General features: G+C 70.3%; 19 protein-coding genes and 1 rRNA gene. All 20 read left to right on the forward strand.

From position 1 onward, the window contains the following. Positions 1–106, forward strand: a 5S ribosomal RNA gene (gene rrf, locus MBA17_RS41500); the annotation flags it as partial. 262 nt (positions 107–368) lie between these two features. After that, positions 369–746 (forward strand): hypothetical protein, encoded by a 378-nt coding sequence (locus MBA17_RS41505; RefSeq protein ID WP_238503391.1) that lies wholly within the window; start codon positions 369–371, stop codon positions 744–746. A gap of 431 nt (positions 747–1177) precedes the next feature. Next, on the forward strand, positions 1178–2464 hold the full coding sequence (locus MBA17_RS41510) for a bifunctional folylpolyglutamate synthase/dihydrofolate synthase (RefSeq protein WP_238503515.1): 1287 nt from the start codon (positions 1178–1180) through the stop codon (positions 2462–2464). A 9-nt stretch (positions 2465–2473) separates the two neighbouring features. After that, complete coding sequence (locus tag MBA17_RS41515) at positions 2474–2815, forward strand: DUF4233 domain-containing protein (protein ID WP_238503392.1); 342 nt, start codon at positions 2474–2476, stop codon at positions 2813–2815. 44 nt (positions 2816–2859) lie between these two features. After that, the gene (locus MBA17_RS41520; RefSeq protein ID WP_238503393.1) at positions 2860–4839 is read left to right on the forward strand and encodes a hypothetical protein; all 1980 of its coding nucleotides are present in this window, start codon (positions 2860–2862) and stop codon (positions 4837–4839) included. Between the two features lie 109 nt (positions 4840–4948). Beyond that, entirely contained in the window at positions 4949–5359 is a 411-nt protein-coding gene (ndk, locus tag MBA17_RS41525) for a nucleoside-diphosphate kinase (RefSeq protein WP_238503394.1), read from the forward strand. 296 nt (positions 5360–5655) lie between these two features. After that, the gene (locus tag MBA17_RS41530) at positions 5656–6687 is read left to right on the forward strand and encodes a rod shape-determining protein (protein ID WP_238503395.1); all 1032 of its coding nucleotides are present in this window, start codon (positions 5656–5658) and stop codon (positions 6685–6687) included. Continuing rightward, complete coding sequence (gene mreC, locus MBA17_RS41535; protein WP_238503396.1) at positions 6687–8222, forward strand: rod shape-determining protein MreC; 1536 nt, start codon at positions 6687–6689, stop codon at positions 8220–8222. The genes MBA17_RS41530 and mreC overlap by 1 nt, the downstream gene beginning before the upstream one ends. Then, positions 8219–8734, forward strand: a complete 516-nt coding sequence (gene mreD / locus MBA17_RS41540; RefSeq protein WP_238503397.1) for a rod shape-determining protein MreD — start codon at positions 8219–8221, stop codon at positions 8732–8734. The genes mreC and mreD overlap by 4 nt, the downstream gene beginning before the upstream one ends. A gap of 22 nt (positions 8735–8756) precedes the next feature. Continuing rightward, positions 8757–10817 (forward strand): penicillin-binding protein 2, encoded by a 2061-nt coding sequence (mrdA, locus tag MBA17_RS41545; RefSeq protein WP_238503516.1) that lies wholly within the window; start codon positions 8757–8759, stop codon positions 10815–10817. Then, complete coding sequence (gene rodA / locus MBA17_RS41550; protein WP_238503398.1) at positions 10814–11983, forward strand: rod shape-determining protein RodA; 1170 nt, start codon at positions 10814–10816, stop codon at positions 11981–11983. The genes mrdA and rodA overlap by 4 nt, the downstream gene beginning before the upstream one ends. A gap of 103 nt (positions 11984–12086) precedes the next feature. Continuing rightward, entirely contained in the window at positions 12087–12338 is a 252-nt protein-coding gene (locus tag MBA17_RS41555; protein WP_238503399.1) for a hypothetical protein, read from the forward strand. Next, positions 12335–13750 carry an NsdA family TPR-like regulatory protein gene (locus MBA17_RS41560; protein ID WP_238503400.1) on the forward strand — a complete coding sequence of 472 codons (1416 nt, stop codon included), beginning with the start codon at positions 12335–12337 and terminating at the stop codon, positions 13748–13750. Before MBA17_RS41555 ends, MBA17_RS41560 begins: the two co-directional genes overlap by 4 nt. Beyond that, positions 13747–14646, forward strand: a complete 900-nt coding sequence (locus MBA17_RS41565) for a phosphotransferase family protein (protein ID WP_238503401.1) — start codon at positions 13747–13749, stop codon at positions 14644–14646. Before MBA17_RS41560 ends, MBA17_RS41565 begins: the two co-directional genes overlap by 4 nt. 16 nt (positions 14647–14662) lie before the next feature. Next, the gene (locus tag MBA17_RS41570) at positions 14663–16573 is read left to right on the forward strand and encodes a TIGR03960 family B12-binding radical SAM protein (RefSeq protein WP_238503402.1); all 1911 of its coding nucleotides are present in this window, start codon (positions 14663–14665) and stop codon (positions 16571–16573) included. Positions 16574–16618: 45 nt separating this feature from the next. Further along, complete coding sequence (locus MBA17_RS41575) at positions 16619–17449, forward strand: TIGR03936 family radical SAM-associated protein (RefSeq protein WP_238503403.1); 831 nt, start codon at positions 16619–16621, stop codon at positions 17447–17449. A 100-nt stretch (positions 17450–17549) separates the two neighbouring features. Then, a complete protein-coding gene (locus MBA17_RS41580; RefSeq protein ID WP_238503404.1) occupies positions 17550–20339 on the forward strand; it encodes an Rne/Rng family ribonuclease in 2790 nt (929 codons plus the stop codon). A 185-nt stretch (positions 20340–20524) separates the two neighbouring features. After that, the gene (rplU, locus tag MBA17_RS41585; RefSeq protein WP_238503517.1) at positions 20525–20827 is read left to right on the forward strand and encodes a 50S ribosomal protein L21; all 303 of its coding nucleotides are present in this window, start codon (positions 20525–20527) and stop codon (positions 20825–20827) included. 18 nt (positions 20828–20845) lie between these two features. Then, positions 20846–21103, forward strand: a complete 258-nt coding sequence (gene rpmA, locus MBA17_RS41590) for a 50S ribosomal protein L27 (protein ID WP_238503405.1) — start codon at positions 20846–20848, stop codon at positions 21101–21103. Positions 21104–21188: 85 nt separating this feature from the next. Next, complete coding sequence (gene obgE / locus MBA17_RS41595) at positions 21189–22535, forward strand: GTPase ObgE (protein WP_238503406.1); 1347 nt, start codon at positions 21189–21191, stop codon at positions 22533–22535. The last annotated feature ends 10 nt before the right edge of the window (positions 22536–22545 follow it).

Below are 22545 nucleotides of genomic sequence, written 5' to 3' on the forward strand. Positions count from 1 at the left end.
TAGCGGTGGGGAAACACCCGGTTACATTCCGAACCCGGAAGTTAAGCCCTCCAGCGCCGATGGTACTGCACCGGGGACGGTGTGGGAGAGTAGGTCACCGCCGGACAAACATTTGATGTTTGTCGTTGTTGGAAGTTAGGCCTGTACGGTTTCCGTGCGGGCCTTCTTCTATTTCTGGCTGCTTCCACGATTCAACTCTTTGAGCACCCTTCGAGCAGGGGTTGTTCAAGTTCCTGAAGGGTTCGGTTTCGTGGCGGATGCCCAGGATCGGCAGGACTCGTTTGATGCAACGCGCGATCCGATCCTCGTTTCCCAGGAAGCCCATCGGGGACACTCGTTGAACCCCGAAACCCGGTAGCGTCCAAGCCATGCCCGCCTTAGCGATCGCAGGCCTGATCCTGCTCGCCATACTCGCCGTCTTCCAGATCGCCCTTGCTGCCGGAGCGCCCTTGGGCCGCTTCGCCTGGGGCGGCCGGCACGACGTGCTGCCTCGAAACCTGCGGATCGGGAGCGTGGTCGCGGTCCCGATCTACGCTGTGTTCGCGCTGTTCCTACTGAGCAAAGCCGGCCTGGTGTCGATCATCGGCGAGCCGCTGTTGACGATCGGGATGTGGGTGATCGTGATTTACCTGGGGCTGGCTTCGGTGCTGAACCTGTTGTCGCGCAGCAAGTTCGAGCGCTCGGTGATGACACCGGTCGCGCTGGTGATGGGGACGGTGTTCCTGGTGGTGACGTTGACCACGTAGCAGCGGGCACGCTGGCGCGGTGTCGACGTTCGAGCCACTCCGCAACTTGCGACATCGCTCGAGCGGCTCCGATCGCCTTCGCCGACCGGTCGCCCACCTGGGCAGCGGTGGGTGACCGCCGAGAGCGGCTGGTGGCGGATCTGAGCGTCGCCACCTGAGCAGGTGGCGACGGATGCCGATCGCTTCTGAGCAATTCGCCGGCTGTGCCACTGCGCTGTGGGATGCGTGGCCGTGCTGCTTCCGTTTGGCGCCGTGGCCCATGGCATCGCCCAGTTGCCGGGTTGATCCCACCCCTGCCGCCTGACGCCGCCGTCTTACCTCGCCGTCATCCGTTCGAGACGTCAATCGATGGGCTATGGGGATGGGCGAGGCCGGGAGTGGGGAGTCAGTAGGGTTGGAGCGTGGAATATCGTGCGGTGGAGAGCGCCATCATGGGACGCGGCGTGGAGTGGCAGTTCGATCCGACGCTGGACCGGATCGTCGCGTTGATGGATCTGCTCGGGTCGCCGCAGCGGGCGTTCCCCGTGGTGCACATCGCGGGCACCAACGGGAAGACGAGCACGGCGCGACTGGTCGAGACGCTGCTGTCGGAGCGCAACCTCCGGGTGGGGCGATACACGAGTCCGCACCTGGCCTCGATTCGTGAGCGGATCTCCGTCGACGGCGAACCGCTCAGCGAGGAACGCTTCGTCGAGGTCTACCAGGACGTCGCGCCGTACCTGGAGATGATCGACAAGCAGGTCGGCAAGCTGTCGTTCTTCGAGACGCTGACCGCCATGGCGTTCGCGGCGTTCGCCGACGCGCCTGTCGACGTCGCGGTGATCGAGACCGGGATGGGCGGCACGTGGGACGCGACGAACGTGGCCGACGGCACCGTCGCGGTGATCACACCGATCTCCCTTGACCACACCGACTATCTCGGCGCGGACGTCGAGACGATCGCGGTGGAGAAGGCCGGCATCATCAAGCCGGCCGCGACCGTGGTGCTGGCGCAGCAGGAGCTGTCGGTGGCCGAGGTGCTCATGCAGCGGGCGGCCGAGACCGAGGCCGTGGTCGCGCGTGAGGGCCTGGAGTTCGGGGTGCTGGCCAGAGAGGTCGCGCTGGGTGGCCAGATGTTGCGACTCAAGGGCCTCAAGGGCGTCTACGAGGAGATCTTCCTGCCGATGTACGGCGAGCACCAGGCGAACAACGCCGTCTGCGCCCTGGCGGCCGTCGAGATCCTCAGCGCGGGAGGGGATCCGCTCGCCGAGGACATGGTGCGGCAGGCGTTCGCGAAGGCCACGTCACCGGGGCGGCTGGAGATCGTCCGCCGGGGACCCACGGTGCTGGCGGACGCGGCGCACAACCCGGCCGGCATGATCGCCACGATCGAGGGGCTACAGGAGTCGTTCGACTTCACCACCCTGGTCGGGGTGGTGGCCGTGATGGCCGACAAGGATGTTCACAGCCTGCTGGAACTGCTGGAGCCGGTGCTGGCCGAGGTTGTGGTCACCCGTAACTCCTCGCCCCGTTCGATGAGCCCGGCGGAGCTGGCGGAGGTGGCGGAGGGGCTGTTCGGCGCCGAGCGGGTCACGGTCGCCGAGCGGCTGGACGAGGCGATCGACCTGGCTGTGGGGCTGGCCGACGCGGCGGGCGAGTTCGGCTCCGGGGTATTGATCACCGGGTCGGTGGTGACGGCGGGCGACGCGCGGTTCCTGCTGCACGCGGAAGGCGTCTAGGGGGAGTTCATGATGTTCGAGGTGACGCCCGGCATGCGGCGGTTGTGTGCCACGGTGCTCGGCATGGAGGCCGTGGTGGTCGCCCTGATCACACCGGTGGCGATCAATCTGTACGGGGTCGCGCCCGGTACCGCGGTGGCGGTCGGGGTCGGTCTGGCCGTCGCCTGCGTGCTGATCGCGGGCATGCTGAAAAGGCCCTTTTCGTACCTCGCCGGAAGTTTGCTCCAGGTGCTCGTGATCGCCACGGGTTTCCTGGTCTTCCCGATGTTCTTCCTTGGAGTGATCTTTGCGGCGCTGTGGATAACGGCCATATTCGTCGCTCGCCGTGTCGAAGGCGTGACTTCGCGCTAAAGTCGGCGGACATGGCCGTCCCCCCAACTCAACCGTCCCAGGCGGTGACTGCCGCCCCCGCGGGGCTGGCCCGTGCCCTGCGGATTCCGTGGGCGCACGACGTCATCCTCGGGCTGCTCATCGTCGCGGTGCTGCCGCTGGCGATCGTCGCGATTCCCAACACCATCTCGGTGGTGGCCGCGCTCTTGCCGCCCCATGTCTTACCGACCGACATGGTCAGGGCACACGGGCTCGCGCTACCGGCGATGATGGTGACGGTTCCGCTCGCCGCAGTGGTGATCCGGCGCCTCAAGGCCCCGCCGTTGCTGGTCGGCGGGCTGACCCTGCTCGCTCTCGCCGACATCGCCGGCGGCTTCGCCGACTCGGTGTTCATGGTCGGAGCCCTGCGGGTGGCGCACGGCGTGGGCGCGGGCCTGTTGATTCCCGCCACACTGGTGGCCGTGTGGGGCCGTGCCCCGCAGCTGAAGGCCGTGTGGGCCGCCATGCTGGCGATCAGCATGGTCTCCGCGCAGGCGCTCGCCCTGTGGCCGCTCGACGACGTGGACACCTGGCGCGTGACCCTCCAGCCCTATCCCATGCTCACCGGCATCGCCCTCGCTCTCGCCGCCGTCTACCTGGTGGTGTGGCTGTCCGGTGGCGAGGGCGACTCCGGCCACGAGCCGGCGGCGGCCGAGCGAGGGCGGCTGCTGCTCGCCGCCGTGCCCGCCGCCGTGATCGGGGTGGTCGCGCTCGGCGCCACCTTCGACTGGGCGCCCGACGTCGTGTCGATCGCCGCCCTGGTGTCCTTGGTCACCCTGCTGGGCTTGGCCGCGACCGGCACGTTCGACGGTGTGGCGGGCCGTACGACCGCGTTCACGATGGTGGCCGTCGGGGTCGTGATCCTGCCGACCTCCGCACAGGTCACGAACATGGAGCTCGGTGGTCTCGGCGGGCCCGGTCTGTCCGGGCTCTGGCTCCCGTTCGCGCTGGCCGGGCTCGCGGGGCTGGTCGTCGCCGTGTCGGCCGCCCGCGCCGGGCAGGCGTCGATGTCGCGTCTCGGGGCCGCCGGGCTGCTCACGGTGGTCGTGGGCCTGTGCGCGGTGCGTCTGCTGGTGCCGGCGGAGGGCGGGATGACGCTGCTGGTGCCGTACGGGCTGCTCGCCGCCGGTGCGGCCGTGGCGCTGGTCGCCGCCCTGCGGACGACCGGGGTCGGTGCGGCGCTGTTCGCGTTGTCGCTCTGCTTCCCCGCGATGCTGGCGGGCTTCCTCCTGGGCAGCGGCTTCCAGCTGTCCGGCCTGCGCGCCGCGACCACGCCGCAGGCCCTGGTCGACGCGCTCGTCTCGGCGATGTGGGTGTGGGCGCTGGCGGCCGGCTTCCTGGTCGTCCTGGTGATCGTGCTGGGCGCGTTGCTGGCCCGCCGTCGCCCCGCGAGGCCGGGTACGGCAGGCGAGGCAGGCGGCGTGGCCGGCTCGGACGGCGAAGTCGCAGCCGCCGTGCTGTCCGGTGCTGAGTCGCGGCCGGTGGCGCCGTCCGACGGCAGGACGTGGCCGGTGGTGCCGTCCGGTGGCGAGTCGCAGACCGCCACGGTGGCCGAGGACGGATGGCGGCGAGCCGCAGAGCCTGGGGGGAACGAGCCGGAGGCGGTCCCGACGTCCCAGGGCGAGCCCCGGCGGGGCGCGTCGTTCGAGGGCAGGTCGTGGCCGTCGGTGCCGTCTGGCGGGGAGTCGCCGCGGGTCGCCGGCTCCGAGGATGAGCTGCGGCGGGGCGTGCCATTTGAGGGCGCGTCGGCGCCGTCCGGCGGGGAGCCGTGGCGGGGTGTGTCGTTCGAGGGCACGTCGTGGCCGTCGGTGCCGTCTGGCGGGGAGTCGCCGCGGGTCGCCGCGTCCGAGGATGAGCCGCAGCCGATCGTGCCGCCGATGCGTGTGGGGGAGGACGTCCCGGCGGAGGAGGCGGAGCCGCCTGCGGAGCCGCCACCGGTGTCTCCGCCGCCGTCTCCGCAGGTGCCGCCGCCGACACCCTCGCCCGAAAGCCCGAAGGACGACTGACACACGGGGGGTGACCGGCGTCGAGCACGGCGAATCCCGGCGGGGACGGTAAGCTTCGCCGCGTTCACCCGCTTACCGCGAGACATTCCATGTTCGAAGGAGAACTTCAGTGTCCGAGCGCACTCTTGTCCTGATCAAGCCCGACGGCGTGGCGCGCGGGCTCGTCGGCGACGTGATCGCCCGCGTCGAGCGCAAGGGCCTCAAGCTCGTGGCGATGGACCTGCGCACCCTGGACGCCGACACCGCCAAGGCCCACTACGCCGAGCACGCGGAGAAGCCGTTCTTCGGCGAGCTGGTCGAGTTCATCACCTCGGGGCCCCTGGTGGCCATGGTCCTCGAAGGCCCGCGCGCCATCGAGGCGTTCCGCGCCCTCGCGGGCGCCACCGACCCGGTGAAGTCCGCCCCCGGCACCATCCGCGGCGACCACGCTCTGGAGATCGGCGAGAACATCGTGCACGGCTCCGACTCCCTCGAGTCGGCCGCGCGCGAGGTCAAGATCTTTTTCCCTGACCGTTTCTGAACGCACGTGCGGACGAGGGGCGCCGGGTATCCCGGCGCCCCTCGCTGTTTGTGCCAGGGCTGTTCGTGCCGGGGTGGTTCGTGCCGGGGTGGGTGCGTCCGCGCAGCCGCAGACACCTGGCGTGCTGATGCCGGGTGACGTGGCGGTGGGGCCGCGCGGCACGGGGGTGATCTGAGGAGGGGAAGATTTTTGGGGGGCCGGGGGGCTCTTTGGGGGCACGGGTGGGTACGTCACGTTACGATTCGAATGCGGTGCGTTACTGGACGCGACGACGACGTATGGAAGGCCCCTTCGCCATGGGTAGCAAGCTCGCTTTTCTCGGCCGTGACATGGCGGTGGACCTAGGTACGGCGAACACCCTGGTCTACGTGCGTGGCAGGGGAATCGTGCTCAACGAACCCTCGGTCGTCGCGATCAACACCACCAGCGGGAAGATCGTCGCAGTCGGCATCGAAGCGAAACGTATGATCGGCCGCACCCCGGGCAACATCATCGCGATCCGGCCGCTGAAGGACGGCGTGATCGCCGACTTCGAGGTGACCGAGCGGATGCTCCGCTACTTCATCCAGCGGGTGCACAAGCGACGCCATTTCGCCAAGCCGCGCATCATCATCGCGGTTCCCAGCGGCATCACCGGCGTGGAGCAGCGTGCGGTGAAAGAGGCGGGATACCAGGCGGGCGCGCGGAAGGTCTACATCATCGAGGAGCCGATGGCGGCGGCGATCGGCGCGGGGCTTCCGGTGCACGAGCCGACCGGCAACATGGTCGTCGACATCGGAGGCGGCACCACCGAGGTGGCGATCATCTCGATGGGCGGCGTCGTCGCCAGTCAGTCGATCAGGGTCGGCGGCGACGAACTCGATCAGACGATCATCACCTTCGCCAAGAAGGAATACTCCCTGATGCTCGGTGAGCGCACCGCCGAGGAGATCAAGATGGCGATCGGGTCCGCCTGTGCGATAGAGGACGAGAGCCACGCGGAGGTCCGGGGACGTGACCTGGTCAGCGGGCTGCCCAAGACGATCGTGATCTCCGCCCACGAGATCCGTAAGGCCACCGAGGAGCCGATCAACGCGATCGTCGACGCGGTCAAGACCACACTCGACAAGTGCCCTCCCGAGCTGTCCGGCGATCTGATGGACCGGGGCATCGCCCTCACCGGCGGTGGCGCGCTGATCAAAGGTATGGACGAGCGGCTGAGGGACGAGACGGGCATGCCTGTCCATCTGGTGGACAACGCCCTCGACTCGGTCGCGCTCGGCTCGGGCAGATGCGTCGAGGAGTTCGAGGCGCTGCAGCAGGTGCTCATTCCGGAGTCCAGGCACTGATGCGGGACACGCGCCGGGCCCGGCTGATTCTGGGATTGCTGCTCGCCGCGGCGCTGGTGCTCATGACCGTGGACCACCGCGCGGGGCCGGGTTCACCGCTGGGCCCGCTGCGAGGGTTCGGCTCCACGGTGTTCGGTACGGCGGAGCAGGCCGTCACGAGTGTCACCCGTCCGGTCGGCGACCTCTTCAACGCTTTGGTCGGCGCGCCCGGCGCCCAGGGGCGTCTCAAGGAACTCCAGGCGGAGAACCAGCGGCTCAAGAGCCGGCTCGCGGAGGAACGGCTCGCCAAGGAGAACTCGGCCGAGTTGCGCAAGGTGCTCGGGGTCGCCGGGCTGGGGAGCTACACGATCGTGGCCGGGCGGGTCGTCGCCCGGCGTGGGCTGCCCGGATTCGAGGACACCGTCGAGATCGACGCGGGATCCGTTGACGGGGTTCGCCCCGAGATGACCGTGCTCAACGGTGAGGGGCTGGTCGGGCGGGTCGTGCAGGTGGGCCCGACGACTTCGACGGTGCTGCTGCTGAGCGATCCCGCCTCATCCGCGGGGGCGAGGCTGGAGGGCGGCAACGAGGTGGGCGTGGTGAACGGCGTGGGAGAGTCCGGCCGCCTGGTGCGCCTGCGGCTGCTCGACCCCACGGCCGCGCTCATGGCGGGCACCCGGATCGTCAGCTTCGGCTCCCAGCGTGGCGCGCCGTACGTGCCGGGGGTGCCGATCGGGGTCATCGAGCGGGTCGAGTCCACGCCCGGCGAGCTGACCCGGGTCGCCTACGCGCGGCCGTTCGCGGATCTGACCGCGCTCGACGTGGTCGGGGTCGTGGTGCGGGCACCCGCCAGGGATCCCCGCGACGCCGTGCTGCCCCGTTCGCCGCGTGCCGCCGCGGAGACGCGGGCTCGCATGGAGGGCGCCAAGGACAAGGACGGCACGCCCAAGGCGGAGGCGGGCGAGGGCCGGCCACCTGCGGGCCGGACAGATGGCGGGGAGGCCGTCGAGGACCAGGCCCGGGGACGTGAGGTCGGTAATCGGGGAGCCCGTGGCTTCGAGGCGCGCGATCGTGAGGCGGTCGAGGGTCAGGCAGGCGGTGGCGAGGCGGTTGAGGAGCAGGTTCGGGGTCGTGGGGTGCGTGATGGTGTGGTGGGTGTTCGGGGTGGTCGTGGTCGTGAGGTGCGTGATCGTGGGGTGATCGAGGGCCGGGTGGATGGCGGGGTGGTGGTTGAGGAGCAGGTTCGGGGTCGTGGGGTGCGTGATGGTGCGGCGGGTGATCGGGGTGGTCGTGGTCGTGAGGCGCGTGATCGTGGGGTGATCGAGGGCCGGGTGGATGGCGGGGTGGTGGTTGAGGAGCAGGTCCGGGGTCGTGGGGTGCGTGATGGTGCGGCGGGTGATCGGGGGGCCCGTGATGGTGTGGGGCGTGGCGGCGCGGGGCGGGAGTTCGGCCTGCGGGACGGTGAAGGGCTGCAGATGATCACGCGTCCGCCGCGCCGGGGAGAGGGCCGGGATGGGCGGGGCGCGGGGGGCACGCGGGCGGGGGAGCGGGAATGATGGTCGCCGCTTTGCTGGTCGCGGCGATGCTGTCGCAGGTGATCCTGGTGAACAGGGTGCCGTTGCCGTGGGACGCCGCGCCTGATCTGGTGCTGCTGGTGGTGATCGGGTGCGCGCTGGTCAGAGGGTCGGTGCGGGGGGCCGTGATCGGGTTCTGCGCGGGGTTGGCCGTCGATGTGCTGCCGCCGTCGGCGCACGTCGTGGGGCAGTACGCGCTGGTGTTCTGCGTGGTGGGGTTCGTGGCGGGGCGGGCGGCCGAGCGGTCGTCGTCGGCGACGGTGCCGGCCGCGATCGGGTGCGCCGTGCTCGGCCCGCTGCTCGCGGCGGTGGTGTCGATGCTGCTGGGCGATCCGCGGATCACGGTGGAGGCGATGGTCGCGACGGTGCCGCTGGCCGTCGTCTACAACCTGCTCGCCGCCCCGCTGGTGGTCTGGGGCGTGGGGCGGCTGCTGGGGCGGCGGCGGGAGCGTGCCGTACGGGTGTTCGGCGATCCGGCGCGGAGTCGTATGTGAGGGGGGCGGAGGCGTGACCAGGATGCGGGCCCGGCTGTTCATGCTGCAGGTACTGGTGCTCTCGCTGCTGGCTGTGCTCGCGGTGCGGCTCTGGCAGGTCCAGGTGGTGCGGGGTAAGGAGTTCGTCTCGGCCGCGACGCAGACCCGGACGCGGGACGTGGTGGTGCCGGCCGTACGCGGGCAGATCCTCGACTCGCGGGGCAGGCCGCTGGTGCGCAACCGGACGGCGCTGGTGGTGTCGATCGACAGGGTCAAGCTGTCCCGGATGCCCGATGGCGGGGACGCCGTGCTGAAGCGCCTGTCGGTGGTGCTCGGGCAGCCGGTGAAGGATCTGCGCAAGCGGATCAGGTCGTGTGGTCCGGGGGTGAGCAGGCCGTGCTGGCCCGGCTCGCCGTACCAGCCGATTCCGATCGACAATGACGTCACCACCAGGCAGGCGTTGCAGATCCTGGAGCGGCAGGAGGGGTTTCCCGGGGTGACGGCGGAGGTGCAGGCCGTCAGGCAGTACCCGCACAGCACCGCGGCCTCGCAGGTGCTCGGTTATCTCCAGCCGGTCACCCAGCAGGAGCTTGAGCGGCGTAAGGGGCTCGCGTCGGGGTTCTCCGGCGTCGATCTGATGGGCCGCGACGGCCTGGAGTCGGTGTACGACGAGGCGTTGCGCGGCACTCCGGGGCTGCGGCGGGTGCAGGTGGACCGGCTGGGCAAGGCCCTCGGCGTGGAACGCCAGGTGCCGCCGGTGCCGGGTGACACGCTGATCACCAGCATCGACGCCAAGGTGCAGGAGATCGTGGAGAAGGCGCTGGCCAACGCCATGAAGAAGGCCCCGAGGGCCGACGGCGCGGCGGGGGTGGTGCTCGACGCGAAGACCGGCAGGGTGATCGCGCTGGGCAGCGCGCCGACGTACGACCCGTCGGTCTGGACCGGCGGCATCTCCGACAAGGAGTACAGCGGGCTGCTCTCCGACAAGTACGGCAAGCCGCTGGTGTCACGGGCGATCAAGGGCGAGTTCGCGCCGGGTTCCACGTTCAAGGTGTCCTCGGTGTCGGCGATGCTGCACGACGGTTACCCGATCAACGGGCGCTACGACTGCCCGGGGTCGTTCATGGTGGGCAGCCGGCCGTTCAACAACTTCCGCGGTCAGGGGCTCGGCGTGCTGACCCTGCACATGGCGCTGGTGAAGTCCTGCGACACGATCTTCTACCGGGCGGCGTACGAGCAGTGGCAGCGTGACGGCGGGATCAAGCCGAAGCGGCGCACCAAGGAGCCGATGGCCGCCATGGCCCGTGCCTTCGGGTTCGGCAGCCGGACCGGGATCGACCTGCCGGGCGAGTCGGCGGGGCGGATCCCCGACCGCGCGTGGAAGAAGCAACTGTGGGCCGTGACCAGGGACGACAACTGCAAGCGGGCCAAGACGGGCTTCCCCGAGGTGGCGAAGACCGATTCGGCCCGCGCCGCCTTCCTCAAACAGCTGGCGTACGAGAACTGCCTGGAGGGGTTCCAGCTGCGGCCGGGTGACGCGGCGAACTTCGCCATCGGGCAGGGCGACGTGCTGGTCACCCCGCTCCAGCTGGCGCGTGCCTACGCGGCGCTGGCCACCGACGGGAAGCTGCGCAGCCCCCGGGTGGCGTGGGCGCGGATACGGCCCGACGGCACGCTGGTCGAGCGCATCGAGCCGCCGGTGACGGGCAGGCTGCCGATCACCGAGGCGCAGCGGCTCTACATCAAGCGGGCGCTGAGCGAGGTCCCCTCCGACGGCACCGCCGCCGGAGCCTTCAGCGGCTTCCCGATGGACAAGGTGCGCATCGGCGGCAAGACGGGCACCGCCGAGGTCTACGGCAAGCAGGACACCGCCTGGTTCGCCTCCTTCGCGCCCACCGAGAACCCGCGGTTCGTGGTGGTCGTCATGGTCTCCCAGGGCGGCATGGGCGGTTCGGCGGCGGCGCCCGCGGTGCGCGAGATCTACGAGGGCATCTTCGGGTTCGCCCCGCCGGAGTCGAAGCAGCCGGTCGAGGCGGCGCTGCCCGACCGGCGGCCCGCGCCGAAGCTGCCCGTGATCAGGCCGGACGGGACGGTGGACCGGTGACCGCCGCCGACCGGGCGCTCGCCGTCCGCAGGGAGTCGCTGGCGCGCAGGCTGGCGGGCTCCTCGTCGGCGGTGTGGCGGATGGACGGTGTGCTGCTGGTCGCGGTGGCCGCGCTGTGCGTGATCGGCACGCTGCTGGTGTGGTCCTCGACCAGGACGTGGGCGCCGGGGGCGACGGGACTCGTCAAGAAGCACGTGCTCAACGTGGCCATCGGGGCGGCGCTGTGCAGCACGGCGGCGATGGTCGACCACCGCTGGCTGCGGGCCTACGCACCCGTGGTCTATCTGGTCACGATGCTCGGCCTGATCCTGGTGATCACTCCGGTCGGCTCGACGGTGAACGGCTCGCACTCCTGGATCCTGCTCGGCGGCGGTTTCGCCGTGCAGCCGTCGGAGTTCGCCAAGGTCGGGCTGGTCCTGCTGCCGGCCATGCTGATGGCCCAGCCGGCCGAGGGCACCGACCGGCCGCGCGGGCTCGACGTGTTCTTCGTCCTGGTGGCGACGGGGATCGCGGTAGGGCTGGTGATGCTCCAGCCCGACCTCGGCACGGCCATGGTGCTCGGCGTGATCGCGGCGGGGGCGATGATGATCGCCGGCGTCAGGAAGCGCTGGATAGCCGTGCTGGCGTTGCTGGTGGCGGCCGGTGGCGTCGCCGTATGGTTCCTCGATCTGCTCGAGCCGTACCAGGTGGCCAGGTTCACGGCCTTCCTCCGCCCGTCCACGGACCCGCGGGGCGTCGGCTACAACAGCACCCAGGCGCTGAACGCGATCGGCTCGGGCGAGGTGTTCGGCAAGGGACTGTTCGGCGGCGGCCAGACCACCGGCAGGTTCGTGCCCGAGCAGCACACCGACTTCATCTTCACCGTGGTGGGCGAGGAGTTCGGCTTCGTCGGCTCGGTCACGGTCGTGACGCTGCTCAGCGTGGTGCTGCTGCGCGGCGTGCGCATCGCCTGGCAGTGCGAGGACCGGTTCGGTAGCCTGGTGGCCGGGACGATCGTCTGCTGGCTGGCGTTCCAGACGTTCGTCAACATCGGGATGACGGTCGGGATCATGCCCATCACCGGCCTGCCGCTGCCTTTCGTCTCCTATGGCGGTACTGCCACCTTCGCGAATCTTGTAGCGATCGGCCTGCTCCAGGCGATTCACATTCGCGAGCGGCAACACTGAGAGCGATCCGCATGGTGGGAGTTGACAACTCTCACTACCATCGGCGCTGTCAAGCGAACATCCTGGAAACCGACGCGGAACACAGGATGACCGAGGAGTCGTGATGGCTGATCGACCGACTCTCCTCAAGGAGGGCCAGGAGGCCGCGCTACGAAGCCGGGCGTTGGAGCTGCTGCGGGCGGCCTTCCCCGACTACCGGATCGTGTACGGCGGTGGCCGCTGGGCGGCGGCCGCGGCGGGCGATCCCCCCCAGGTCTGGTTCGCCGACACCCCGAGCAGCCTGTGCGGGCAGCTCTTCCTCGCTCAGCTGACCAGCGGCGGAGCCATCGTGCCCTTCCAGAAGGAGAGTCGATGACCTCTCGTGCGGGCGAGCGCTCCGTGCTGACCTGTGCGACGATCATCCGCGATCGAGCCCTGGCCGACCTGCGGGGGGCGCCGCCGTCGATCGAGGTGGTCCATCGCATCGCCGAGGAGGTGCACGCCTGCTGCCCGCAGGCGTCGAGGTTCAAGTGCTTCCGGCTGGCGCACGGCTGGACCGTGGAGGAGGCGATCGAGCGGTTCCACGCGATGTGCGACCGTGCGGGGGCCAGGCGCAGAGGGCTGACCGAGCGGTCCTGGCGTGAGTGGGAGGCGGGCGCGCGGCCCGACCGGGAGTACACCGACCTGCTGTGCCGGCTGTTCGAGACCGGCCCGGTCCAGCTCGGCTTCGCCCGTGACTACTCTCCCGAGCACCTGCGGACCACCGGGCCCGCCCCCGATCCGATCGCGGTGGCCGCCGACGAGGCGGGCGAGCACGCCGAGCGGGCCGAGGCCAGCGAACTGGGCGCGAGCGCGCTGGAGCGGTTGCGCGCCGAGGTGGTCTGGGTCTCCAGGAGATACGTCTGGGAGTCGCCGCTGCCGCTGTTCGTGGAGATGCGCGCGTTGCAGGAGCGCACCCGCAGGGCGCTGGACCGGCGGATCCACCCGGGGCAGGCCGGCGAACTCTACTTCCTCACCGGCGCCCTGTGCGGGCTGATGGCCAACGTCAGCATGGACCTCGGCCGCCGGGTCCCGGCCGACACCCTGGCCAGGGCGGCGTGGACGTACGGCCGGGTCGCCGGGCACAACGCGATGATGGGCTGGGCACGCGGCATGCAGGCGTCGGTGGCGCTGTGGGACAAGCGCTTCCACGATGCCGCCGGCTACGCGGAGGACGGCCTCACCCACCTGTCGCGCGGCGCGGGCGGCGCCCGGCTCCACATGATCAGGGCGCGGGCGAGCGCGATGCTCGGCAGAGGCGCGGAGGCGGTGGAGGCGCTGGCGCGCGCCGACGACGCCCGGGCCGAGGGCGAAGGCGACGAACTGCACGACGAGATGGCCGGCGAGTTCGCCTTCCTGCCCGCCAAACACCGCTACTACGCCTCCGTCACCCGGCTGCACCTCGGCGACGCCCCCCGCGCCATCGAGGAGGGCCGCTCCTCGCTCGCCCTCTACGCCGCCGACGACGAGCAGAACCGTTCCTACGGGTGCGAGTCGATGGCCCGTGCCCATCTGGTGATCGCCCATCTCATGGAGGGCGATCCGGAGGGCGCCGACCACGCGGTCGCCCCGCTGCTCGCGCTGCCCCCCGAACGCCGGATCAGCAGTCTGGCGGTCACCCTCGGCACCGGCCGCGCGCTGCTGGCGGACCATCCGGGCGGCGAGCGCACGGCACGCCGGATCGAGAGTTTCTGCGCAGTCGGGCTGCCCCAGGCCGCCCCCGAGCTCACCGAGGGGAACGCGCGATGACGATCGCCGCCGGGGACGCGCTCCTCACCCGTGCCATGCACGCACTGGAGGAGGTCTGCGCACGCGAAGGCCTGGACACGACCGGCGCCAGGCTGCTGCGCAGCTTCGCCAGCACCGTCTACCACCTGCCCGCCGAGGCCGTCGTCGTACGGCTGGCCGAGGCGAGCGCGACGGGCAAGCACGAGCGGCTGGTCGCCTCGCTACGGGTCACCCGCTGGCTCGCCGAGCACGAGTATCCGGCGACCAGGCCGCTCGACGTCCGGCAACCGGTCGCCGCCGAGGGGTTCCTCGTGACGTTCTGGCACCACGAGGACGACGACGAGGGCGTCATCCATGATCCGGCGGTGCTCGGCCCGCTGCTCCGGCGGCTGCACGATCTGCCGCCGGTCCCGTTCGAGCTGCCGGTGTACGACCCGTTCGGGCCGGTGCGCGGGGCCGTCGAGGCCAGCCGGGTGCTCGGCGACGCGGATCGGGACTGGTTGCTCGATCGTTGCTCCGTGCTCGCGGAGACCTACTACGAGCGGCTGCGGTTCGGCCTGCCGTACGGGCTGATCCACGGGGACGCGCACCGGGGGAATCTGATCCGGGCCGGTGGGCGGCTGCTGTTGTGCGACTGGGACTCGGTGAGCGCAGGGCCGCGTGAGATCGACCTGATCCCGACGTTGCAGGGGGCCAGGTTCGGGGTGGCGGAGGAGCAGCGGACGGCGTTCTGCGAGATGTACGGCTACGACGCGCGTGACTGGGAGGGATACCCGGTGCTGCGCGACATGCGTGAGCTGCGGACTCTCACCGCCGTGCTGCGCAACGGGCACCGGGACGCGCGGGCCCGCGAGGAACTGGGCCACCGGCTCGCGTCGCTTCGCGCTGGGGATGACCGCCCGTGGCATCCGTTCTAGCCGATACCCTGTGAGCATGTCTGTCGAGTCTCTGTTTCCCCGCCTGGAAGCGCTGCTCCCGAAGGTGCAGAAGCCGATCCAGTATGTCGGGGGTGAGCTGAACTCGACCGTCAAGGACTGGGACGAGGCCACGGTCCGGTGGGCGCTGATGTATCCGGACGCCTACGAGGTGGGGCTGCCCAACCAGGGCGTCCAGATCCTCTACGAGATCCTCAACGAGATGCCGGAGACCCTGGCCGAGCGCACCTACGCGGTGTGGCCCGACCTTGAGGCGCTCATGCGGTCCGAGGGCCTGCCGCAGTTCACCGTGGACGGTCACCGGCCGGTCAGGGCGTTCGACGTGCTCGGCCTGTCCTTCGCGACCGAGCTCGGCTACACCAACATGCTGACCGCGCTCGACCTGGCGGGCATCCCGCTGCGGGCGGACGAGCGGGGCGACGACGACCCGATCGTGCTGGCCGGCGGGCACGCGGCGTTCAACCCCGAGCCGATCGCCGACTTCCTCGACGCGGCCGTGCTGGGCGACGGCGAGCAGATCGCCATCGCGATCAGCGAGGTGATCAGGGAGTGGAAGTCGGAGGGGTCGCCCGGCGGGCGCAACGAGGTGCTGATGCGCCTGGCCGGCTCCGGCGGCGTCTACGTCCCGAAGTTCTACGACGTGGAATACCACGCCGACGGCCGGATCAAGCGGGTTGCGCCCAACCGGCCGGGCGTGCCGTGGCGCGTCAACAAGCACACCGTGATGGATCTGGACGAGTGGCCCTATCCCAAGAAGCCGCTGGTCCCGCTGGCCGAGACGGTGCACGAGCGGTTCAGCGTGGAGATCTTCCGCGGCTGCACCCGCGGCTGCCGGTTCTGCCAGGCGGGCATGATCACCCGTCCGGTCCGGGAGCGGTCGATCTCCACCATCGGCGACATGGTCGAGGTGGGGCTGAAGGAGTCCGGTTTCAGCGAGGTCGGCCTGCTCTCGCTGTCGTCCGCCGACCACTCCGAGATCGCCGAGGTGGCCAAGGGCCTGGCCGACCGGTACGAGGGCACGCAGACCGGCCTGTCGTTGCCGTCCACCAGGGTCGACGCCTTCAACATCGACCTGGCCAACGAGTTCTCGCGCAACGGCCGCCGCTCCGGCCTCACCTTCGCCCCCGAGGGGGGTTCCGAGCGGATGCGCAAGGTGATCAACAAGATGGTCACCGAGGAAGATCTCATCCGGACCGTCACCGCCGCTTACGGCCAGGGCTGGCGGCAGGTGAAGCTCTACTTCATGTGCGGCCTGCCCACCGAGACCGACGAGGACGTGCTGGGCATCGCCGACCTCGCCAAGAAGGTCATCAAGGCCGGCCGTGAGGTCACCGGTTCCCGCGACATCCGGTGCACCGTCTCCATCGGCGGGTTCGTGCCCAAACCGCACACCCCGTTCCAGTGGGCCGCCCAGTGCGACGACGAGACCGTCGACCGTCGCCTGCACGCCTTGAAGATGGCGCTCCGCGGCGACAGGGAGTACGGCAAGGCCATCGGTTTCCGCTACCACGACGGGAAACCCTCGATCGTGGAGGGCCTGCTCTCCCGCGGCGACCGCCGGGTCGGCGCGGCCATCCTGGCCGTGTGGGCCGACGGCGGCCGCTTCGACGGCTGGAGCGAGCACTTCTCCTTCGAACGCTGGCTGCGCTGCGCCGCCGAGGCCGGGATCGACGTCGACTGGTACACCACGCGCGAGCGCGAGGAGAAGGAGGTCCTGCCCTGGGACCACCTCGACGCCGGCCTCGACCGCGAGTGGCTCTGGCAGGACTGGCAGGACGCCGTCAACGACGTCGAAGTGGAAGACTGCCGCTGGACTCCCTGCTACGACTGCGGCGTCTGTCCCACGATGGGCACCGAGATCCAGATCGGTCCCACGGGCAAGAAACTGCTCCCGCTCACCGTCGTCTGACCAGCGCTCCAGATACTGGCCGTATCCTGGGTGAAAAGCGTTTCTATGAGGAAGGACGACAGCACACTGAAACCTGTTCCCGATGGGCCTCCGCCCGCGCCCGTGGTGCAGCGCCTTCGCGTGCGCTACGCCAAGCGCGGTCGTCTGCGCTTCACCAGCCACCGTGACATCTCACGGGCCGTCGAGCGTGCGGTCCGTCGTGCGGACGTTCCGGTGGCATTCAGCGCGGGCTTCTCACCCCACCCGAAGATCTCCTACGCGGGCGCTGCGCCGACCGGCGTCGCGAGCGAGGCCGAATACCTTGAGATCGGTCTGACCTCGCCGTGCGACCCCGAACGGCTCCGCGCCGACCTGGACGGCTCACTGCCGCCCGGCCTCGACGTGGTCGATGTGGTGGTGGCGCGCACCGGTGGGCTGGCCGACCGGCTGGAGTGCTCCGCGTGGGAGCTGCGGCTGCCCGGTGCGGAAACCGGGCTCGCCACGGTGGCGGTGGAGAAGTTCCTCGCCGCCGATCGTGTGGAGGTCGAGCGCATGACCAAGAAGGGTCTGCGCCGCTTCGACGCACGTGCCGCGGTGCTGACGCTGGCGGTATCCGAGGGGACAACGAGAACCGCAGGTCAGAAGCCGGGACCGTCATGTGTCATACTTCGCATGGTTGTACGGCACGCAGTTCCTGCCGTTCGACCCGACGACGTTCTAACGGCTCTTCGACTTGTGGCCGACTTCGCGCCGCCGGTGCCCCCCGAGGTGACCAGGCTGGCGCAGGGACCGCTTGACGAGAGTACCGGCGAACCCGCCGACCCGTTCGACCTTGACCGCGACGCTACGCGCGGCGGCGACCCGGGTTCAGCGGACCACGTTGTCGGCGACCTATAGGACTTGGCGCCGGCTCTCCACGGAGAACCGGCGGACAACTGAGACGAGAGCTTCCGTGCGGCGCGGCGACGCGCCCGGAAGCTGACGGGAGAACGCCCGCATGCTCGACAACGAGCCCACCGGCGGGGCTACAGGCCCCGGCGATGGCACAACAGAACAGCAGCCGACGACTATCAGGCGCCGTGCCGCCAGCCGCCCCGCGGGTCCGCCGCCGGAGGAGGCCGAGCGGGCCGCCGGGCTGATCGACGGCGCTGCCGACACGCCCGCGACCGAGCCGGCCGCTCCCAAGAAGACGGCCACCCGGCGCAAGACCGCCTCCACGGCGACCACCACCAGGCGAAGCCGCGCCAAGAAGGCCGAGACGGACGAACCGGCCCAGGAGCAGGTCCAGGAGCCCACGCGGGAACAGGTCCAGGAGACCGCCCCCGCCGAGACGGCGGCCGTCCCCGAGACGGCCCCCGTCGAAGAGGCCCCGGCCGAAGCCGGTCCGGCTGAAGAGGCCCCGGTCCGGGCGACCCGGGTCAGGAAGACGCGTGCCCAGGCGGATTCGACCGCCGAGGAGGCGCCCAAGCGCCGCCGTACCCGGAAGAAGGCCGAGGAGGCGCCTGCCGCGCCCAGCGCGGCCGAGGACGAGGTGGACTCCGCCCTGCAGTTCGCGCTGCCCGAGGAGGAGCCCCTCGACGACGAGCCCGCGGGGGAGGACCTCGACGAGGAGCCCCAGGACGGCCGCCGCGGACTGCTTGCCGATCCGTTCGGACTGACCGCGCACGAGCTGATGCGCTCCGCCCCCTCGACGAGCTTCCAGTCGCCGGCCGCGGTCTTCACACCGCTGTTCCAGGCCCCCGAGCCGCGTACGGCGGAGCCGCCGCGGCCGATCCAGCCGGCCCGCGAGGAGGAGCCGCCCCGCGAGCAGCCGGCGCAGGCCGAGCAGGCCGACACCGCGGACGAGGACGACGAGGACAACGACGGCGACGTCGACGGCGACAACGAGAGCGACGACAGCGCCGGCAGGCGCAGGCGCCGCAGGCGTGGCGGCCGGGGCCGGGGCAAGTCCCGGGAACGCGACGAGGGCGACGAGCAGGGCGAGGACGAGGACGACTCGGCCGCGGCCCCCGATCAGGCCGAGGCCGATTCGGGCGCCGAGGAGGAGTCCTCGGGTTCGCGCAGGCGGCGCAGGCGGCGCAGGCGCGGCGGTGACGACGGCGGCGTCGAGACCGCCGACGACCCGCCGAACACGGTCGTGCGCATCCGCGCGCCGCGGGCCGGGCGGGGCGGCACGAGCACCTCGGTCGACGAGGTGCAGAGCGTCCGCGGCTCGACCCGCCTGGAGGCGAAGAAGCAGCGCCGCCGTGAGGGCCGTGAGCTGGGCCGCAGGCGTCCGCCGATCATCACGGAGTCGGAGTTCCTGGCCCGCCGCGAGTCGGTCGAGCGGCTGATGGTGGTGCGCCGCAACGCGGGCCGTACCCAGATCGCCGTGATGGAGGACGGAGTGCTCGTCGAGCACTACGTTGACCGTGAGGCCAGCCAGTCCTACGTCGGCAACGTCTACCTCGGCAAGGTGCAGAACGTGCTGCCCTCGATGGAGGCCGCCTTCGTCGACGTCGGCAAGGGCCGCAACGCGGTGCTGTACGCCGGCGAGGTGAACTTCGACACCGCCGGGCTGGAGGGTCAGCCCAAGCGCATCGAGGCGGCGCTCAAGTCGGGCCAGTCGGTGCTGGTGCAGGTCACCAAGGACCCGATGGGTCACAAGGGCGCCCGCCTGACGAGCCAGGTCTCGCTGCCCGGCCGCTACCTGGTCTACGTGCCCGACGGCTCGATGACCGGCATCTCGCGCAAGCTCCCCGACAAGGAGCGCACCCGCCTCAAGAGCATCCTGAAGAAGGTCATGCCGGAGAACGCGGGCGTGATCGTCCGCACCGCCGCGGAGGGCGCCTCGGAGGAGGAGCTCGCCCGCGACGTGTCGCGGCTGTCGGCGCAGTGGGAGAACATCCGGCGCAAGGCCAAGTCGGCCAGCCCGCCCGAGCTGCTCTACTCCGAGCCCGACCTGACGATCCGGGTCGTCCGCGACGTGTTCAACGAGGACTTCTCGTCGCTGGTCGTGGCGGGCGACATGTGGGACACCGTGGACGAGTACGTCCGCTACGTCGCGCCGCATCTCGCCGACCGCCTCACCAAGTGGGAGGAGGGCGTCGACGTCTTCGCCGCCTACCGCATCGACGAGCAGATCGCCAAGGGCCTGGAGCGCAAGGTGTGGCTGCCCAGCGGCGGCTCCCTGGTGATCGACCGGACCGAGGCGATGACCGTCGTCGACGTGAACACCGGCAAGTTCACCGGACAGGGCGGCAACCTGGAGGAGACGGTCACCCGCAACAACCTGGAGGCGGCCGAGGAGATCGTCCGCCAGCTCCGGCTGCGGGACATCGGCGGCATCATCGTCATCGACTTCATCGACATGGTGCTGGAGAGCAACCGCGATCTCGTGCTGCGCCGGCTGCTCGAATGCCTGGCGCGCGACAGGACCAAGCACCAGGTGGCCGAGGTCACTTCGCTCGGTTTGGTGCAGATGACCCGTAAGCGGGTCGGACAGGGCCTCCTGGAGGCGTTCACGACCACGTGTGAGTGCTGCAACGGCAGAGGCCTGCACGTGGCCACTGAGCCCGTCGAGGGCAAGGCGGAGCCGCGGGGCACCCAGAGCAAGATGGCGATCGAGAAGTCGGTCGCCGAGAAGCTCTCCAAGAACGGTGACGGTTCCGCGGTCGCGGCCGGAGATCAAGCCGGACGTGATACCGTGACCGATGCGCTTGACGACGTCCACGATGAGGACGACCAAGCAATTCAGACCTCAGGCAAGGGGCGGAGACGCTCCCGCCGAGCCAAGTCGGCCGACTAGCGGCCGACGGTCGACGATCCGTCCGGTTCGACCAGGGCACCCGTAATCCGGTATCCTAGTCAATCGGTGCGTCCGGTGACGTGCCCTGTTCGCGCGCCTACCCGGTTCGTCGATTAATTCCAGTGACGGTAGCCGGATGCGGGGCGCAGCATCCAGCGAGCAAGAAGCAGAAGAAGGGTTCCGCGGTGTACGCGATCGTTCGTTGCGGCGGCAGGCAGCAGAAGGTCTCCGTCGGTGACGTCCTCGAGGTGGACAAGTTCGCCGGCGAGGTCGGTTCCACGGTGTCGCTGCCGACGGTGCTCGTCGTCAACGAGGGCGACGTGACCACGCAGGCCGGCAGGTTCACGGTCAGCGCCGAGATTCTCGGCGAGACCAAGGGCCCGAAGATCCGCATTCTTAAGTACAAGAACAAGTCGGGTTACAAGAAGCGCCAGGGTCACCGCCAGCGGTACACCCAGGTGAAGATCACCGGCATCGACCAGGCCTGAGTTCGGGAGTATTGCGAGATGGCACACAAGAAGGGCGCGTCGTCCACTCGGAACGGCCGTGACTCCAACGCCCAGCGCCTGGGCGTCAAGCGCTTCGGCGGTCAGCTGGTCAACGCCGGCGAGATCATCGTCCGGCAGCGTGGCACCCACTTCCACCCTGGCGACAACGTCGGCCGTGGTGGCGACGACACGCTGTTCGCGCTCGTCGCGGGCAACGTGCAGTTCGGCGTCAAGCGCGGCCGTCGTGCCGTGAGCATCGTCCCGGCCGCGGAGTAGATCCGCGCCGCTAGACGTTCTTGGGACAGGGGTGGATCGCCTTCGTGCGGTCCACCCCTGTTCTCGTTATCGAAGGGGGAGGCTCATGGCCGAGTTCGTGGACCAAGTCGTACTGCACGTCAAAGCGGGTGACGGCGGTAACGGCTGCGCCTCCGTCCACAGGGAGAAGTACAAGCCCCTGGGCGGCCCCGACGGCGGGAACGGAGGCAGGGGCGGCAACGTCATCCTGGAAGTCGACCCGAACACCGCCACGCTGCTCGACTACCACCACCGCCCGCACCGCAAGGCCGCCAACGGCAAGCAGGGCGAGGGCTCCAACCGCGACGGCGCCAACGGCGGCGACATCGTGCTCGCCATCCCCAACGGCACCGTGGTGAAGGACTCCGCGACCGGCGAGGTCCTGGTCGACCTCATCGGCGCGGGCACCCGCTACGTCGTGGTCGAGGGCGGCTTCGGCGGCCTCGGCAACGCCGCCCTCGCCTCCAGCAAGCGCAAGGCGCCGGGCTTCGCGCTGCTCGGCGAGCCCGGCGGCGAGCTGGAGATCACGCTGGAGCTGAAGACGGTCGCCGACGTGGCGCTCGTCGGATTCCCCAACGCGGGCAAGTCCTCCCTGGTCGCCGCGCTCAGCGCGGCCCGCCCGAAGATCGCCGACTACCCGTTCACCACGCTCATCCCGAACCTCGGCGTGGTCACCGCGGGCGACACCATCTTCACCGTCGCCGACGTGCCCGGCCTCATCCCCGGCGCCTCCGAGGGCAAGGGCCTCGGCCACGAGTTCCTCCGCCACGTCGAGCGCTGCTCGACCATCGTGCACGTGCTCGACTGCGCCACCATGGAGCCGGACCGCGACCCGCTCTCCGACCTCGACGTGATCGAGGCCGAGCTGAAGGCGTACGGCAGGCTGGAGGACCGGCCGCGCCTGGTGGTCCTCAACAAGGTCGACGTGCCCGACGCCCGCGAGCTGGCCGACCTGGTGCGTCCCATGCTCCAGGAGCGCGGCCTGCGGGTCTTCACGATCTCCGCCGCCAGCCACGAAGGGCTCCGCGAGCTGTCCTTCGCGATGGGCGAGATGGTCGCCGCCGCCCGCGCCGCCGCCCCGATCGAGGAGCCGACCCGGCTGGTCATCCGGCCCAAGCAGCTCGGCGCCGCGGGCTTCGCCGTACGGCAGGCGGGTGAGAACACCTACCAGGTCACCGGTGAGAAGCCCGAGCGGTGGATCCGGCAGACCGACTTCACCAACGACGAGGCAGTCGGTTACCTCGCCGACCGGCTGGAGCGGCTCGGCATCGAGGATGCGCTCCTCAAGGCGGGCGCGACCGCCGGAGCCGTGGTGGTCATCGGCTCGATGGACGACGGCTACGTCTTCGACTGGCAGCCGACGCTCGGCGACGTGGCCCGCACGGGTCCGCGTGGCACCGACAACAGGCTCTGACTACAGGCTC

This window comes from Dolomitihabitans soli, assembly GCF_022213955.1.
In the GTDB taxonomy this organism is placed as follows: Bacteria; Actinomycetota; Actinomycetes; order Streptosporangiales; family Streptosporangiaceae; genus Streptosporangium_A; species Streptosporangium_A soli.

Coding starts and splice junctions, on each gene's coding strand:
- MBA17_RS41505 (WP_238503391.1), top strand. CDS start 369: ATGCCCGCCTTAGCGATCGCAGGCCTGATCCTGCTCGCCATACTCGCC.
- MBA17_RS41510 (WP_238503515.1), top strand. CDS start 1,178: ATGGGACGCGGCGTGGAGTGGCAGTTCGATCCGACGCTGGACCGGATC.
- MBA17_RS41515 (WP_238503392.1), top strand. CDS start 2,474: ATGATGTTCGAGGTGACGCCCGGCATGCGGCGGTTGTGTGCCACGGTG.
- MBA17_RS41530 (WP_238503395.1), top strand. CDS start 5,656: ATGGGTAGCAAGCTCGCTTTTCTCGGCCGTGACATGGCGGTGGACCTA.
- mreC (WP_238503396.1), top strand. CDS start 6,687: ATGCGGGACACGCGCCGGGCCCGGCTGATTCTGGGATTGCTGCTCGCC.
- mreD (WP_238503397.1), top strand. CDS start 8,219: ATGATGGTCGCCGCTTTGCTGGTCGCGGCGATGCTGTCGCAGGTGATC.
- mrdA (WP_238503516.1), top strand. CDS start 8,757: ATGCGGGCCCGGCTGTTCATGCTGCAGGTACTGGTGCTCTCGCTGCTG.
- MBA17_RS41555 (WP_238503399.1), top strand. CDS start 12,087: ATGGCTGATCGACCGACTCTCCTCAAGGAGGGCCAGGAGGCCGCGCTA.
- MBA17_RS41560 (WP_238503400.1), top strand. CDS start 12,335: ATGACCTCTCGTGCGGGCGAGCGCTCCGTGCTGACCTGTGCGACGATC.
- MBA17_RS41565 (WP_238503401.1), top strand. CDS start 13,747: ATGACGATCGCCGCCGGGGACGCGCTCCTCACCCGTGCCATGCACGCA.
- MBA17_RS41570 (WP_238503402.1), top strand. CDS start 14,663: ATGTCTGTCGAGTCTCTGTTTCCCCGCCTGGAAGCGCTGCTCCCGAAG.
- MBA17_RS41575 (WP_238503403.1), top strand. CDS start 16,619: ATGAGGAAGGACGACAGCACACTGAAACCTGTTCCCGATGGGCCTCCG.
- MBA17_RS41580 (WP_238503404.1), top strand. CDS start 17,550: ATGCTCGACAACGAGCCCACCGGCGGGGCTACAGGCCCCGGCGATGGC.
- rpmA (WP_238503405.1), top strand. CDS start 20,846: ATGGCACACAAGAAGGGCGCGTCGTCCACTCGGAACGGCCGTGACTCC.
- obgE (WP_238503406.1), top strand. CDS start 21,189: ATGGCCGAGTTCGTGGACCAAGTCGTACTGCACGTCAAAGCGGGTGAC.